General features: G+C 72.6%; 15 protein-coding genes. 8 read left to right on the top strand and 7 right to left on the bottom strand.

What is annotated here, in order from left to right:
- Positions 1–33 precede the first annotated feature (33 nt).
- Entirely contained in the window at positions 34–696 is a 663-nt protein-coding gene (locus Plo01_RS33255) for a TetR/AcrR family transcriptional regulator (protein ID WP_203894713.1), read from the top strand.
- Here the strand turns inward: Plo01_RS33255 and Plo01_RS33250 are convergent.
- Both Plo01_RS33250 and Plo01_RS33245 read right to left on the bottom strand, forming a co-directional pair.
- A complete protein-coding gene (locus Plo01_RS33250; protein ID WP_373871747.1) occupies positions 693–1,598 on the bottom strand; it encodes a Sco1979 family transcriptional regulator in 906 nt (301 codons plus the stop codon). The genes Plo01_RS33255 and Plo01_RS33250 overlap by 4 nt on opposite strands.
- 117 nt (positions 1,599–1,715) lie before the next feature.
- Positions 1,716–1,952, bottom strand: a complete 237-nt coding sequence (locus Plo01_RS33245) for a DUF397 domain-containing protein (RefSeq protein WP_203894712.1) — start codon at positions 1,950–1,952, stop codon at positions 1,716–1,718.
- A gap of 153 nt (positions 1,953–2,105) precedes the next feature.
- Here Plo01_RS33245 and Plo01_RS33240 point away from each other — a divergent pair, with 153 nt between their 5' ends.
- Both Plo01_RS33240 and Plo01_RS33235 read left to right on the top strand, forming a co-directional pair.
- Complete coding sequence (locus tag Plo01_RS33240; protein WP_203894711.1) at positions 2,106–2,681, top strand: ATP-binding protein; 576 nt, start codon at positions 2,106–2,108, stop codon at positions 2,679–2,681.
- Between the two features lie 166 nt (positions 2,682–2,847).
- Entirely contained in the window at positions 2,848–3,699 is an 852-nt protein-coding gene (locus Plo01_RS33235; RefSeq protein WP_203894710.1) for an SAM-dependent methyltransferase, read from the top strand.
- On the opposite strand, the gene Plo01_RS33230 is transcribed toward Plo01_RS33235, so the two are convergent.
- Complete coding sequence (locus Plo01_RS33230) at positions 3,686–4,321, bottom strand: hypothetical protein (protein WP_203894709.1); 636 nt, start codon at positions 4,319–4,321, stop codon at positions 3,686–3,688. The genes Plo01_RS33235 and Plo01_RS33230 overlap by 14 nt on opposite strands.
- A gap of 17 nt (positions 4,322–4,338) precedes the next feature.
- Between Plo01_RS33230 and Plo01_RS33225 the strand changes: the two genes are divergently transcribed.
- Positions 4,339–4,539, top strand: coding sequence for a hypothetical protein (locus tag Plo01_RS33225; protein ID WP_203894708.1), 201 nt, complete (start codon positions 4,339–4,341; stop codon positions 4,537–4,539).
- Here the strand turns inward: Plo01_RS33225 and Plo01_RS33220 are convergent.
- Positions 4,533–6,149, bottom strand: coding sequence for a methyl-accepting chemotaxis protein (locus Plo01_RS33220; RefSeq protein WP_203894707.1), 1,617 nt, complete (start codon positions 6,147–6,149; stop codon positions 4,533–4,535). The genes Plo01_RS33225 and Plo01_RS33220 overlap by 7 nt on opposite strands.
- A gap of 104 nt (positions 6,150–6,253) precedes the next feature.
- Entirely contained in the window at positions 6,254–7,213 is a 960-nt protein-coding gene (locus Plo01_RS33215) for a helix-turn-helix transcriptional regulator (protein ID WP_203894706.1), read from the bottom strand.
- Between the two features lie 180 nt (positions 7,214–7,393).
- Here Plo01_RS33215 and pgm point away from each other — a divergent pair, with 180 nt between their 5' ends.
- Complete coding sequence (gene pgm, locus Plo01_RS33210) at positions 7,394–9,031, top strand: phosphoglucomutase (alpha-D-glucose-1,6-bisphosphate-dependent) (protein WP_203894705.1); 1,638 nt, start codon at positions 7,394–7,396, stop codon at positions 9,029–9,031.
- 72 nt (positions 9,032–9,103) lie between these two features.
- Here the strand turns inward: pgm and Plo01_RS33205 are convergent, their stop codons facing one another.
- Entirely contained in the window at positions 9,104–10,348 is a 1,245-nt protein-coding gene (locus Plo01_RS33205) for an anhydro-N-acetylmuramic acid kinase (RefSeq protein ID WP_203894704.1), read from the bottom strand.
- A 169-nt stretch (positions 10,349–10,517) separates the two neighbouring features.
- Between Plo01_RS33205 and Plo01_RS33200 the strand changes: the two genes are divergently transcribed.
- The 3 genes from Plo01_RS33200 to Plo01_RS33190 all read left to right on the top strand — a co-directional run bounded on the left by Plo01_RS33200 (position 10,518) and on the right by Plo01_RS33190 (position 14,315).
- Positions 10,518–11,549, top strand: a complete 1,032-nt coding sequence (locus Plo01_RS33200; protein ID WP_239317555.1) for an N-acetylglucosamine kinase — start codon at positions 10,518–10,520, stop codon at positions 11,547–11,549.
- 181 nt (positions 11,550–11,730) lie between these two features.
- The gene (locus Plo01_RS33195; RefSeq protein WP_203894703.1) at positions 11,731–12,837 is read left to right on the top strand and encodes a serine/threonine protein phosphatase; all 1,107 of its coding nucleotides are present in this window, start codon (positions 11,731–11,733) and stop codon (positions 12,835–12,837) included.
- Between the two features lie 53 nt (positions 12,838–12,890).
- Positions 12,891–14,315 (top strand): M20/M25/M40 family metallo-hydrolase, encoded by a 1,425-nt coding sequence (locus Plo01_RS33190; RefSeq protein WP_203894702.1) that lies wholly within the window; start codon positions 12,891–12,893, stop codon positions 14,313–14,315.
- A gap of 22 nt (positions 14,316–14,337) precedes the next feature.
- Here Plo01_RS33190 and Plo01_RS33185 read toward each other — a convergent pair whose 3' ends face one another.
- On the bottom strand, positions 14,338–15,306 hold the full coding sequence (locus tag Plo01_RS33185; RefSeq protein ID WP_203894701.1) for a helix-turn-helix transcriptional regulator: 969 nt from the start codon (positions 15,304–15,306) through the stop codon (positions 14,338–14,340).
- Between the last annotated feature and the right edge of the window lie 58 nt (positions 15,307–15,364).

The raw sequence follows: 15,364 nt of genomic DNA, 5'->3' as shown, positions 1-15,364 counted from the left end.
TTGAGGATAGCCTCAAGTAGGTAGGGTGCGAGCATGGCGAAACCGTTGCGGAAGGACGCGCAGCGCAACCGGGACCTGCTCGTCGCGGCCGCCCGGGAGCTCTTCGCCGAGCGAGGGCTCGACGTGCCGCTGGAGGAGATCGCCCGCCGCGCGGGGGTGAGCATCGGCACGCTCTACAACCGCTTCCCGGCCAGGGCCGACCTGATCGGCGCGGTGTTCGCCGACCGCGTGGCCGCCACGCGCGCGCTCGCCGAGCAGGCGCTGGCCATGCCGGGCGCGTGGGACGGCCTGGTCCACTTCCTGGAGGGAGTGTGCGCGATGCAGGCCGCCGACCTCGGCTACAACGCCCTGGCCTCCGGGCGCGGCCCCTACGCCGCCGCGGACGATGCGGATCTGGCCGAGGGCTACGCGCTCATGCGGCGGATCGTCGCGCGGGCGCAGGAGAGCGGCGAGCTACGTCCCGACGTGACGCTGGAGGACATGGTCTTCGTGATCTGGGGTCACGCCCGCACCGTCGAGGCCACCGCGACGATCGCGCCCCGCCTCTGGCGCCGCCATCTCGCCCTCCTCCTGGACGGCCTGCGGACCCCCGAGCCCAGCCCGCTGCCCGAGCCCTCGCTCACTCCGGAGCAGGCCCGGCGGGCGATGTCCCCGCAGTCCCCGTGCCGTCCCGACGACGCGGCCTCCCCGGTCTAGAGCTCTTCGCGGAACCGGGTGAGGAGTTCCCGGGTCTTCGCACCCGGCTCGGCGTCGATGCACAGGCGCTCCATCACCTCGACGTAGCGGTCCACCTCGCTGCGCTTCTCCAGGTAGACGGCGCTGGTGAGCTGCTCCATGTAGACGACGTCGGGCAGGTCGGGCTGGGAGAAGCGCAGGATGCTGAAGGGCCCGCCGGCCGCGGAGTGGCCGCCCATGCTGAACGGCGCGATCTGGATGGTCACGTTGGGCAGGTCGAGCACCTGCAGGAGGTGGTCGATCTGGCCGCGCATCACCTCGGGCCCGCCGAGCGGGCGGCGCAGCACCGCCTCGTCCAGCACCACCCACAGGCGGGGCGGGCTGGTGGTGTACAGCAGCCGCTGGCGCGCCATGCGCAGCCGCACCCGCCGCCGGAGCTCCTCCTCGGAGGCGTCCGGGAAGCCGAGCAGGATCACGGCCCGCGCGTAGTCCTCGGTCTGGAGCAGGCCCGGGACGAACTGGACCTCGTAGTTGCGGATCATGGAGGCGGACTGCTCCAGGCCGACGTAGGTCTCGAACCAGGTCGGCAGGATGTCGCTGTAGTTGTGCCACCAGCCGGGCTGGTTGGCGCGCTCGACGAGCGAGAGCAGCGCCGCGCGCTCCTCCTCGCCCTCGACGCCGTACAGCGTCAGGAGGTCGGCCACGTCCCTGGCCCGGAAGCTCACCCGGCCGTGCTCCATCCGGCTGACCTTCGAGTGGGAGGCGCGGATCGCGCGGCCCGCCTCGTCGAGGGTGATGTGCCGCTCCTCGCGCAGCCGGCGGAGCTGCGTGCCGATCACGATCCTCAGCACCGTCGAACTGCCTTGGAGCTGGGTCATCGAGACGGGGGTGGTCGGGTCGTGCCGGGCCGGGGGTGCGATCATTGAGCAGTCCTTCGTGCGCGGAATGCGAACCTCTGCCCACGTATCGTGGCGTCGCGACCCCATACGGTACTCCGATCACTCGGAATCGACCATATAGAACTTTATTCTTCAACCATCTCAGTCCGTCAGATCGTCGAATTCTCCGTTCTTCACGCCGTGAATGAACGCCTCGACCTCAGCGCGCGTGTAGATCAGCGCGGGTCCCTGGGGATCGCGTGAGTTCCGCACGGCGATCCCGTCGCCGGGGAGCCGTGCCAGCTCGACGCAGTTGCCACTGGGGTTGCTGAAACGGCTTTTACGCCAGGCGACCGCTCCCAGCAGAGCCGCCGGCACCCCGTTGTCAGGCCGATCCATCCTCGCCCTCCCGAAGCAGGCAGGAAACTTTGCGATCAGCATAGGCGTTGTGCAGATGCACGTGCATCTGTACTTGCGCCTGCACAGTGACACGTGCAAGATGATTAACCGAACACCCTGTTATGCGATCGCCGTCTCCCCCCAAGGTCGCTGATGACTGGTTTCCAGAGGCACGAGCTCGCTTCCGTCCCGGCCGAGATCGACGATTGGCAGCGATGGTTGTCGATGCTCGACGACCTGCTCCCCCCGGACGGATCCCCGGCCCGGTCCGACGAGGACGGCCGTCCGGGCCACGTGCGGATGGCGGCGCGCGGCGTCCGGCACGACCAGTACGCCGCCAGGGCCGCCCGGGAGTTCACCTCCGCCTCGCTGCGGTCCTGGGCGCTGGAACACCTGATCGGTGACACCGCCGTCGTCGTCTCGGAGCTGGTGACCAACGCCGTGCGCCACGGCGTGGGCGATCCGATCTCCGTTCCCTCCGCCGAGCAGGTCAGGGTGGTGCTGTGCCGTACGGAGAACTCCGTGGTGTGCGCGGTCACCGACCCCAGCCCCCGGGGTCCCCGGCTCCGGGAGCCCGACCACGAGGCGGAGAACGGCCGGGGGCTGCAGGTCGTCCAGGGAATCAGCCACATGTGGGGCTGGTCTCCGCTCCAGACGCGGGGCAAGGCCGTGTGGGCGGCGTTCACGATCTCCCCGGCGCGCGGGCGGCGCCTGGAGCCCTGTCCCTGATCCCGGGCGGCGTCCGGCTCCCGGGACGTCACCGTGCGGTTTCCGGGGCGTCACCATCCGTCCCCGCGGAAAGACCGCTTACCGCAACCCTCCCAAACTCGCGTCATAAACGATGAAAAAACGGATATTCTCCGCTGAGACCTGAACTCGGTGAACGGAGAACGCGATGGCGACGCTGGAGCCAGAGCGTGCGAAGCTTGACACCACGACCCCGAACGAGGGCCGGATCGCCGACTATTTCCTCGGCGGGAAGGACAATTTCGCCGCCGACCGGGCGGCCGCCGAACACGCGCTGGCCATCGCCCCGGAACTGCCCGCGCTGGCGCGGGAGGGCCGGCGTTTTCTCGGCCGGGCGGTGCGCTTCCTCGCCGAGGCCGGAATCCGGCAGTTCATCGACATCGGCTGCGGGCTGCCGACCCAGGGCAACGTCCACGAAATCGCCCATTCCATCGCGCCCGACGCCCGGGTCGTCTATATCGACAACGACCCGATGGTCGTGGTCCACGGCCAGGCGCTGCTCCAGGACAACGAACGGACGGTGGTCATCGAGGCCGACGCCCGGGACCCCGCGAGGATGCTCACCCACCCCGGCCTCACCTCGATGATCGACCTCGACGAGCCCGTGGCGATCCTGCTCTTCGCCGTCCTGCACAGCCTCCCCGACGACGACGTGGCGACGCACGTCGTCACCCACCTGCGCAAGGCGATCGCACCGGGCAGCTACGTGGCGCTCTCGCACGCGGTGTCGGACCTGTGCCCGAAGAAGACGGCGAAGCTCGCCGCCGTCTACCAGGCGCAGGGCACCATCACCGGCGGGAGGCGCGGCAACCTGCGGACGAAGGCCGAGGTCGAGCGTTTCTTCGACGGGCTCGACCTCGTCGAGCCCGGAGTCGTCTACCTCCCCCTGTGGCGCCCCGGCGACGACCTCCACCACTCGCCCGACTCCACGTGGGTGGTCGGCGGGGTCGGCCGCAAGCCCCGCCGGCCGCGGGAGGGCCCGGCGTTCACCCGATCTTGACGGTGATCTCCCCGCCGAGCCGGAAGCCGCCCTGCAGTTCGAGGTCGTCCCCGCTCCAGAAGCGGCCCGGGTCGTACCAGTTCGGGCGGCGCCCGCCGGGCAGCAGCCCCATCTCCTCGTAGGTGACGGCCACGACCTCGGCGCAGTAGGCGCTCTCCAGCGCGCTCTCCTCGCCGCCCCGCTTCATGATCTTCGGCACCCGGCCGCGCAGCCACCGTCCGGCGAGCCGGGCCGTGGAGGGGAACGGCGTGCCGTCCAGGCGGGCGACCGTCCGCAGGACGGCGTCCTCCATCTCGGCGGTGACCTGCGGTTCGAGCTGGCGCAACCAGCCGCGCTGGCCGTACTTGGTGGCCCAGACGCACACGGCCTCGCGCAGGTCGTGCAGCTGGACGCCGCGCTGGTGCGTCCCCGCCCACATGTCGGGGAGCGAACGGCCCAGCTCGGCGTGCCACATCAGCGGGGGCATGTCCTCGATCACGACGGACATGCCGACGTGGTTGACCGGGCTGTTGGTCATGGTCTGGATCGCCCGGTCCGGCACCGAACGCCCGCGGAACAGCCACACGTCGCCGGTCCGCGTCAGGTTCAGCGCCTCATCCAGGCCGATGCTCGTAGCGGGCATTCCCCTACTCTAGGGATATGCGCTGGTGGAAGATACTCGGCCTGGCGGGAGTCGCGGGGGTTGCGGCGTCCGGGGTGGTCATCGCGCGGGCGGAGCGCCGCCGCCGCGCCTACTCTCCCGACGAGATCCGGGAACGGCTCCGCGCCCGCCTGGCCGAGGCCGGGACGACGGGCGCGGAGGAGGACACGGGCCCGCAGGCCCGGCGGGACGCTCAGTAGCGGAACGAGGAAACGATCTCCTGCAGGGCGTCGGACATCACGGCCAGCTCCGCCGAGGCCCGGCGGGTGGCGTTGGCCTCGCCGGTCGTGGCCGCGGCCGTCTCGGCCACATCGGTGATGGTGGCGGCGATCCGCTCGGAGCCGCCGGCCAGCTCGGTGACGCTGCGGTTGATCTCCTTGCTGGTGGCCGACTGCTCCTCGACCGCGGCGGCGATCGTCGCCTGGATCTCCGAGACCTTCTCCACGATCTCGGAGATCTCCGCGATGGCGGCGGTCGCCCGCGAGGTCTCCTCCTGGATCGCGGCGATCTTGGAGATGATGTCCCCCGACGCCCTCGCCGTCTCCTGAGCCAGGTCCTTGACCTCGCCGGCCACGACCGCGAAGCCCTTGCCGGCGTCGCCCGCGCGGGCCGCCTCGATGGTGGCGTTCAGCGCCAGCAGGTTCGTCTGCTCGGCGATCGAGGTGATCGTCTTGACGATCTGCCCGATCTCCTCGCTCGCCTCGCTGAGGTGCCCGACCGTCTCGGAGGTGGCCCGGGCGCTGTTGACGGCGTCGCCCGCCACGCCCGCCGCCGCGCTGGTGCTGCGGGCGATCTCGTCGATCGCGGCGTTCATCTCCTCCGCGGCCGCGGCGAGGGTGGTGACGTTGACCGAGACCTCCCTGGCCGAGCGGGACACGTCGCCGGCCTTCCCGCTGGTGCCGGTCGCCTGGGTGTCCAGCCGCTCCGACAGCGAGGCCAGCTGGTGGCCGGAGGCGGTCAGGGTGCCGGCGCGCTCCCCGACGCCGTTCAGCGCCTCGCGGATCGCGGCGGTCGCCCGGTTCAGCGCCCGCGCCATCTGGGCCAGCTCGTCGCGGCCCTGCTCCGGCAGGGACTGCGACAGGTCACGCCGGGCCACGGTGCGCAGCCCCTCGACGACCTCCTGCGCCGGGCGCACCACGCTCGCGGTGATGAGCAGGGCCAGCGCCACGGCGACGACCAGGGCCAGGGCCACACCCGTCAGCATCGTGGTGCGGGAGTCCGACGCGGTGTTCTCGGCCTCCTGCTGGGCCGCGTCCGTGCGGGTCTTCACCGAGTCGATGAGCTTGGTGGTCGCCTCCAGGATCTTGTAGTAGGCGTTGTAGCCCTCTCCCAGGATGAGCGCGTTGCCCTCCTTCATCCCGGCCTCGGTGTCCTTGCGGAACAGCTCCACGACCTTGGTGTCGTAGTCGAGGAAGACACGGAACTGCTCGGTGATCTCGTCGAACAGAGCCTTCTCGCCCGCCGACATGTACGCCGTGTGGACCCGCGCCAGGTCCTTCTCCAGAGCGGCGGCCGAGTCCAGGAAGCCCTTGCGGTTGACCGAGCTCTCCTCGGTCGCGGCCTTGCCGCCGATGAGCGGGACGTCCCACGCGTAGGCGACCTGCCAGCCGCTGACGTCCGCGTCGCGGAACTTCAGCTCCATGACCTCGCGGGTGAGGACCTGCAGCTGCCCCATGCGCTCGGTGACCTGCCGCTGCGCGTCGGCCTGGTAGGCACCCACGGCGGCCATCGTGGCGAGCATGGCGAACAGAATTCCGAAAGCGGCGAGCAGGCGGGTGCGGAGCCTGACCCGGCGGAGTAGCGTGATCATGTCTGTGTCCTTCATGGGGATGAACTGCTCCCCCCATCGGTGGCCGGGGCCCCGGGTTGAGGACTCAAGACATTAATCTGTGATTAATCCGTTACGCACCGCGATCACAGCGTTCGCGGCACCGCGCGGGCGTAGCGGGCGGCCAGGTCACGGATGATCCCGACGAGCTCGGGAGGCTCGGCGACCTCGAAGTCGGACTCCAGCATGCCGAGGTAGAGGGCGAGCGTGTGCAGGGTGTCGGATCCGGCGACGACGACGCAGGTGCCGGCGTCGACGGGCTCCACCGTGACCGTGGGCGGCAGCCGTACCGCGATCACCTCGGCGGGGGCATGGACCGTCACCCGGGCGGAGTACTTCCACAGGGCCGCCTCCAGCCCCTTCGCCACGTGGCCGGCGAAGCCTCCCTCGGGGGGCTCGCGCGGCGCGAAGCGGGGGCCGTTGGGCGTGCGCAGGCGGATCCGGTCGGCCCGGAAGGTGCGCCAGTCGTTCCGGGCGACGTCCCAGGCCACGAGATACCAGCGGCCGCGCGCGTGCACGAGGCGGTGGGGCTCGGCCTCGCGCGGGCCGCTCGCGCCGTCGTGGCTGACGTAGTCGAACCGGAGCCGCTCTCGGTCCCGGGACGCCGCCGCCACGGCCGCCAGCAGATCCGCCTCGACGGTGGGACCCGCGCCGGAGAGCGGGACCGTGTAGCTGGTCAGGGCGCCGACCCGGTGGCGCAGCCGCGAGGGCAGCACCCGCTCCAGTTTCGCCAGGGCGCGCAGCGACGTCTCCTCGATGCCCGCGACCGACCCTCCGGCGGCGGTGCGGAGCCCGACCGCCACCGCCACGGCCTCCTCGTCGTCGAGCAGCAGCGGCGGCAGGGACGCGCCCGCGCCCAGCCGGTAGCCGCCCGCGGCGCCCGGGGTCGCGTGGACCGGGTAGCCGAGGCCGCGCAGCCGTTCCACGTCGTTGCGGATGGTCCGGGTGGTCACGCCGAGCCGCTCGGCCAGCTGGGGACCGGACCAGTCCCGCGGCGTCTGGAGAAGGGAGAGCAGGCGCAGCAGGCGCGCCGAGGTGTCCGCCATCACCCAAGAATGTCACGCGGCGCGGAAAGCTTCCTTCCGCATTCGGCGGCGCACCGCGACGGATCGCAGCGGATCGCGGCGCGTCCCGGCATGCCCGGCGGAATCCGGCAGATCCGGGTATGTAGCGTTTCCCGGGACTTTCCCGGGACGCCTTCCCGGGATGATGTGAGGAGATCTCCGATGACGCACGAGCGCGCCGGGCAGCCCGCCCGGCCGTCCGACCTGGTGGACGTGGCCCGGCTGGTGACCGCCTACTACGCCCTGCATCCGGACCCGTCCGACCCCGGCCAGCGGGTGGCGTTCGGCACCTCCGGGCACCGCGGCTCGTCGCTGAACGCCGCCTTCAACGAGGACCACATCGTCGCCACCAGCCAGGCGATCGTGGAGTACCGCGCGGCGCGGGGCGTGGACGGGCCGCTGTTCCTGGGGGCCGACACGCACGCGCTGTCGGAGCCGGCCCGGGTGTCGGCGCTGGAGGTGTTCGCGGCCAACGGGGTGACCGTAATGATCGACTCCCGGGACGGCTACACCCCGACCCCGGCGGTCTCGCACGCCATCCTGAGCCACAACCGGGGCCGCACGAGCGGCCTGGCCGACGGCGTGGTCGTGACGCCCTCGCACAACCCGCCCGGCGACGGCGGTTTCAAGTACAACCCGCCCCACGGCGGGCCGGCCGACACCGACGCCACCTCCTGGATCCAGGACCGGGCCAACGCGCTGATCGCGGGCGGGCTGAAGGAGGTGCGGCGGATCCCGCTGGCCAGGGCGCTGACCGCGGAGACCACCGTCCGCCACGATTTCCTGGCCGGCTACGTGGACGATCTGCCCTCGGTGCTGGACCTCGACGCGATCCGGGCGGCGGGGGTGCGCGTGGGCGCCGACCCGCTGGGCGGGGCGAGCGTGGCCTACTGGGCGGAGATCGCCGAACGGCACCGGATCGACCTGACGGTGGTCAACCCGCTGACCGACCCGACGTGGCGGTTCATGACGCTCGACTGGGACGGCAAGATCCGTATGGACTGCTCCTCCCCGTACGCCATGGCCTCCCTGATCGCGAACCGCGACGCCTTCGCCGTCTCCACCGGCAACGACGCCGACGCCGACCGGCACGGCGTCGTCACCCCCGACGGCGGCCTGATGAACCCCAACCACTACCTGGCCGTGGCGATCTCCTATCTCTACTCCCACCGGCCCGGCTGGCCCGCCGGGGCCGGGATCGGCAAGACCCTGGTGAGCAGCGGCATGATCGACCGGGTCGCCGCCGACCTGGGCCGGCCGCTGGTGGAGGTGCCCGTCGGGTTCAAGTGGTTCGTGCCGGGGCTGCTGGAGGGCTCGCTCGGCTTCGGCGGCGAGGAGAGCGCGGGGGCGTCGTTCCTGCGCCGCGACGGCTCGGCGTGGACCACCGACAAGGACGGCCTGATCCTGGCCCTGCTCGCCGCGGAGATCATCGCGACCACGGGACGCTCCCCGAGCGAGCACTACGCGGACCTGGTGTCCCGGTTCGGCGACCCGGCCTACGCGCGGGTCGACGCCCCGGCGACCCGGGAGGAGAAGGCGGTGCTCGCCCGGCTCTCGGCCGAGCAGGTCACCGCCGGCGCGCTGGCCGGGGAGCCGATCACGCAGGTGCTCACCTCCGCGCCCGGCAACGGCGCGGCCATCGGCGGGCTCAAGGTCTGCACCGACAGCGCCTGGTTCGCCGCCCGCCCCTCCGGCACCGAGGACGTCTACAAGATCTACGCCGAGTCGTTCAGGGGCCCGGAGCACCTGGCCGAGGTGCAGCGGGCCGCCAGGGAACTGGTGTCGGCGTCGCTCGGCTGAGGAGGTCGCCCGGCCGGACGCGCACCCGGCGCAGGACATCGCCCGGCCGGGGACGTCCGGCCGGACGCGGCGTCACCCCGCCGGGGTCTCCGCGGGGTGACGCCGCACCCGGGTGAGGCGGAGCCGGGCCGGGGCCTCGCGGGCGGGCTCCGGCAGGCGCAGCGGCCCGCGGCCTGGCGTGACGGCGCCCAGCACGCGCGGTCCCGAGGCGCCCGTGCAGCCGGGCACCGTCGCCGGCAGCCCGTGCGCGGTCATCCACCCGAGGAACGAGAAGGCGATCGCCTCCTTGGCGTCGGCCGGGGCCCCGAGCCCGTCGCTCGGGACGACGCGCGCCTCCCCGGCCCGTTCGCGCAGCATGTCCATGAGGACCGGATTGCGAGTCCCGCCTCCCGACACGACGACCGTCTCCAGCCGGTGCCTCCGGATCTCGGCGGCCGCGGTCTCGGCGGTCAGCGCGGCCAGCGTCGCCAGCAGGTCCTCCAGGCCGAGGCCGTACGGCGCGGCGAACCGGTCCAGGTAGCCGAGGTGGAACAGCTCCTTGCCGGTGCTCTTGGGCGGGAGGCGGCGGTAGTACGGCTCGGCGAGCAGCTCCGCCAGCAGCGGCTCGCAGACCTTCCCCGCCGCGGCGAGGCGGCCGTCCTCGTCGTACGGCCCGCCGGTGGCGGCCAGCACCGCGGCGTCCATCAGCGCGGAGGCCGGGCCGGTGTCGTAGGCCGCCGCGGACATGCCGTGGACGATCGCGGGGCCGTGCTCCCCGTCCGGCGCGTCGGGCGAACTCCGGACGGCGGGCACGGTCAGGCCGGCGGGCACGGTCAGGTTGGCGATCCCGCCGAGGTTGAGCGCGCCGGTCCGGCCCGGGAGCCCGGCCAGCAGGAGCAGGTCGAAGGCGGAGACCAGCGGCGCGCCCTGCCCGCCCGCGCTCACGTCCCGCGCGCGCAGGTCGGAGACCACCGGCACGCCGAGCCGCTCGGCGATCCAGGCGGGCTGGCCGAGCTGGAGGGTGCCGCGCGCGCGGCCGTCCTCCACCCAGTGGAAGAGGGTCTGCCCGTGCGAGCAGACCAGATCGGCCGCCGGGCACCGCGCCGCCGCGTCGGCGAACGCCCGGCCGATCAGCGTGTCCAGGCGGCAGACCTCGTCCACGCCGATCCGGTGGGGCGGCAGCGCGGCGACGAGGCGCGCGCGGAGCTCCGGATCGTACGGAGTCTCGCCGGTGTGCTCGACGACGCCGGTGAGCACGCCGCCGGAGAGCGACCAGTCCACGACCGCGCTGTCGATGCCGTCGTGGGAGGTCCCCGAGATCAGGCCCAGCACCCGCATGCCCGCTCCTTGTAGAAATCCTTCACGAGGATATAGTCAGCCGGAGGATATCTACCAGGGTGCGCCCCGGGTCGGCGCCTGTCCCCGAGAATGGGGCCCGGCGGATTTCCCGCTCCCCTGGCGGGTTCTCTCGGAGCCCTCCCGGACCGGGACGGAGAACGGAGCGGGTGTGACGACACTGGTCATCGGCGTCGACGGAGGCGGGACGAGCACCCGGTGCGTGGTGGCGACGGAGTCCGGTGAGATCGCGGGGCGGGGGTACGGCGCGGGCGCCAACATCCTGACGGCCGCCGACCCCGGAGAGAGCCTGCGCACGGCGCTCCTGGCCGCGACGGAAGGGCTCTCCCCCGGCGCGGTGGCGGCCGGGGTGTTCGCCCTGGCCGGCTCGGAGTCGGCGCGCGAACGGGCCGGGCGCCTGGCCGCCGAGGCGTGGCGGGCCTGCGGGCTGGCCGGGCGGATCGAGATCGTCCCCGACCCGCTCGCCGCCTTCGCCGGGGCCACCGAGGAGCCGTCGGGGACGGTCCTGATCGCGGGCACCGGGGCCGTGGCCGCCCGGATCACCGGCCGCCGCCTCGCCCGCCGGGCCGACGGGCACGGGTGGCTCCTCGGGGACGCGGGCTCGGGGGTGTGGATCGGGCGGCGCGCCGTACAGGCCGTGCTGGCCTTCCTCGACGGCCGCGCCGGGCCGACGGTGCTCCTCGACGCGCTCAGCGGGCACGTCACCGCCTGGGAGGAATCCGATCACGAGGCTCCGGCCGATGAGACTCCAGCCGACCACGAGACCCCGGCCGGTCACCGGGCCGCGACCGATCGCCGGGCCGTGGCCATGACCACGCAGCGGGCCGTCCGGGCGGTCCACGGGGGCATCGCCCGGACGGGGCCCGCCTGGCTGGGACGGCTGGCCCCGGCGGTGGAGACGGCGGCCGCGGAGGGGGACGCGGCGGCCCTGGAGATCCTGCGGGAGGCGGCCGACCGGCTCGTCTCCACCACGCTCTCGCTCGGCCCGGGCCCGGGGCCGCTGGTGCTGGCGGGTTCTCTGCTGACGGAGCCGACGCTCCTGGCCGCACAAGTGCGCGCCGGACTCGGCGGACTCGGCGGAACCGTCCTGACTGCCCGCGACAGCGCCGCCGGGGCCGCCGCCCTCGCCCTCCACATGGTCGCCTCCGACGCCCTGCCGGCCCACCGCGAGCTGATCGCCTGACCGTTCCCCGGCGCCCGGGACGGCGACGGAGCGGACCGGGGACGGAGCGCCCGGGTCTTCGCGCCCCGTACCCGGCGGGATGACCCGGAAAGGCCGGTCACCGGCCGGTGTAGCGTCTGACCCACGCGAAGTCGATCACGAAGGGTGCCCGTCCTTGGAACTGCGGGACACACGGCTGGACATGTCTCACGGTGAGCGTGTCAGCAGATACAGCGAGGTCGCGAGCGCGCTGGCGCTGCGCAGTGACCGGCGACTCGCCGAGTCGCTGGAGCGGGCGCAGGTCCTGGGCGCGGGGATCGGTGGCACCTCGGTGCTGCTGGACGTCGACGGCGTGCCGGTCTTCGCCAAGCGGATCCCGCTGACCGACCTGGAGCGCGACGCGGGCAACGCGATGTCCACGGCGAACCTGTTCGGGGTGCCGGCGTTCTGCCAGTACGGGATCGTCGAGTTCGGCGGGCCGGGCTTCGGCGCGTGGCGTGAGCTCGCGGCCGGCGTCATGACGACCAACTGGGTCCTGGCCGGGCGCAGCGCGGCCTTTCCGCTGCTGTACCACTGGCGGGTGCTGCCGGGAGCGCCGCCGCCCAGCGAGGAGCACGCCGACGTCGAGGCGGTCGTGCGGTACTGGGAGGGGTCGCCGGCGGTGCGGGACCGCCTCCGCGCCGTCGCGCGGGCCTCGGCCGGCATCGTGCTGTTCCAGGAGTTCATCCCCCACAACCTCGACGACTGGCTCGCCGCCCGGCTCGCCGCCGGCCAGGACGCCGCGATAGCGGCGTGCGCCATGGTCGAGTCGTGCCTGCTGACCGACGTGGCCTTCATGAACGGCCAGGGACTGATGCACTTCGACGGCCACTTCGGCAACATCCTCACCGACGGTGAACGCCTGTACCTCGCCGACCTCGGGCTGGCGACCTCCACGCGGTTCGACCTGTCCGCGCAGGAGACCGAATTCCTGGAGCACAACCGGACCCACGACATCGCGTACGCGCTGATGCGGCTGGTCAACTGGCTGGTCACCAATGTCTGCGGGGTGGCGGCCCCGCAGAACGGCGGACCGGCGCGACGCAACGAGTACATCCGCGCGTGCGCGGAGGGCGCGGACCCCGTCGGCGCCCCGCCGGCCGCAGCCGCGGTGATCCGCCGGTACGCGCCCGTGGCGGCGGCCGTGAACGACTTCTACTGGGACCTGTTCGGCTCCGGCCGGACGACGCCGTATCCGCGCGAGAAGATCGAACGCGCCCTGAGAAGTGCGCTGGTCCCCATCCCGGATCCCGTTGCGCGGATTTGGTAAAACGGCATGTCGCCGGAGGCGGGGCCGGTACCCGCGCGCCTAGCCTCACCGCTATGACGGCAGATGGCGCCGATGAGGCGGTACGAGGGTTCCTGGGCGAGTATCGCCAGGAGTTCCTGCGCGAGCTCGGTGACTGGGTGCGCATCGCCTCGATCTCCTCCGATCCCGGGCACGGCATGGACATGCTCCGCTCGGCCAACTGGCTGACCGGCCGGCTGCGCGAGATCGGGTTCCCCGTCGTCGAGCTGTGGCAGACCGAAGGCGGCGCCCCCGCGGTGTATGCCGCCTGGTGCGCCGCGCCGGGTGCGCCGACCGCGCTGGTCTACAGCCACCACGACGTACGCGCCGTACGCGCCGACGTCTGGGGCGAATCGCTGCCGTTCGAACCGCAGGTGCGCGACGGCAAGATGTACGGCCGCGGCGCCTCCGACGCCAAGGGCCAGGTGCTGGCCCACCTGTGGGGACTGCGCGCCTACCTGGCCGCCGGCGGCCGCGACGCGCCGCCGGTCAACCTCAAGCTGCTCGTCGAGGGCGAGGAGGAGATCGGCTCCCCGCACCTGGCCGCGATGCTGGACGACCACCGCGGCGAGCTGGAGGCCGACCTGATCGTGCTGTCCGACACGTTGACGTGGTCGGTGCGGGCGCCGGCGATCTGCACGGGGCTGCGTGGCATGCTCAGCGCCAAGCTGCAGGTGTTCGGACCCTACCGGGACGTCCATAGCGGGGCCGTCTCCGGGGTCGCGCCCAACCCGTGTGCCGAGCTGTGCAAGCTGCTGGCGCAGCTGTACGACGAACGCGGCCGGGTGACGCTGCCCGGCTTCTACGACCGAGTGGCGGAGCCGTCCCAGCCGGAGCGAGACGCGATCAACGCCCTGCCCTACAGCGACGCCGACTGGCTGGAGCGCACCGAGACCCGCGCCATCGGCGGCGAGGACGGCTACAGCGTGCTGGAGCGGGCCTGGATCCGGCCGGCGGCCGAAATCCTCGCCTTCATCGGCGGCGACCCCGACGGACCCTCCCGGGGCGCGATCCCCTCGGTGGCCTCGGTGGATGTGAACCTGCGGCTGGTACCGGAGCAGAAGGCGGCCGAGGTGGCCGAGCAGTTGAAGACCTGGGTCGCCGAGCGGATCAGCGACAAGGTCTCCTACGAGCTGAACATCTCGCTGGAGGCGGCCCAGGAGCCGTACCGCACTCCATCGGGCCATCCGGCGCTGGAGGCGCTGGGCCGGGCGATGGAGCGCGGCTTCGGCGCCCCGGTGGCCGGGCAGATGCGCAACGGCGGCGCAGGCCCGGCCAGCCTGCTGTCCGGGACCCTGGAGGCACCGGTGATCTTTTTTGGCACCGGCCTGCCTCAGGACCGCTGGCACGACAGCGACGAGCGGGCCGACATCGACGCGCTGCTCAGCGGGGCGGCCACGCTGGCGTTCTTCTGGCCCGACCTCGCCCGGACCCTGGCCGGTGATCAGGCCGGCCGGTGACATGTGCGGGTCGACGGTGAGGTCAGTCGGGTCCGAGTCCCCTGCCGATCCGGGTGCGCAGGGAGTGCAGGGCCTGCCGGAGTTCGGCCGGTTCGATGTCGGTGATGTCGGCGTCGAAGGTGAGCAGCAGTCCTGCCAGCCCTGCCCATGACCATGCGCCGAGGGTGAGGCGGCATGTGCTTTCGGTGTCGTACTCGACTGTTGATCCGCCGGGGGCGAACGGGGCGACGGTGGAGGCGGGCAGGGCGAGGACGGCGGAGCCGCGACACGGCCATTCGGCGGCGGCGTCTCCGCGGTCGTGTTCGGTCATGACGAAGGCGGCGGGATCGCCGTGCGGGATGTCCCGCCGGCCGAAGGGGGTGTGGGTCGGCAGGTGGGGTCGGATGCGATCCATGCGCATCGCGCGCCATCGGTCCGCGTCCGGGTCGAAGGCGACCAGGTACCAGCGTGCGGCCCAGACCACGAGGTCGTGCGGCTCCAGCGTGAGGGTGACGGGTTCGCCGTCCCCGGTGTAGTCCACGCGGACGAGGTGCCGCCGGTTGATCGCGCCGCCGATGGCGCGGACGGTCTCGGCGTCGATCGGCGGCGCGGGGAACTCCCAGTAGTTGCGGGCCGAGGAGACGGTGAACGCTTCGGCGTGCCGACGACTGCGCGCGGGCATCGCCTGCCGCAGCGTGGTGAGGGCACGGGCCGCGTTCTCGCGGATGCCGGACAGGACCGCCGGCACGGTCTGGAGCGCGACGGCCGTGGCGACGGCCTGGTCTTCGTCGAACACGACCGGCGGCAGGCGGGTGGCGCGGCCGAGCCGATAACCGCCGCCCGCCCCGCGGACGGCCTCGATCTCGTACCCGAGGTCCCGGAGTGTGTCGATATCGCGACGTACGGTTCTCACCGACGTGCCGAGCCGGGTGGCGAGTTCCCCGGCGGTCAGGGTCGCGCCGATCCCGAAGATGGACAGCAGCTTGAGTGTCCGCGCGGAGGTGGCAGCCATGATTCTCCGATCCTCGCACCGGCAGCGGCCACTCGATGGCAACTATGCCCGGCATGGT

It is taken from the genome of Planobispora longispora, from assembly GCF_016863135.1.
GTDB classification, from domain to species: domain Bacteria; phylum Actinomycetota; class Actinomycetes; order Streptosporangiales; family Streptosporangiaceae; genus Planobispora; species Planobispora longispora.
The sequence above is the reverse complement of the archived record's forward strand: the minus strand, read 5'-3'. Positions and strand labels throughout refer to the sequence as shown.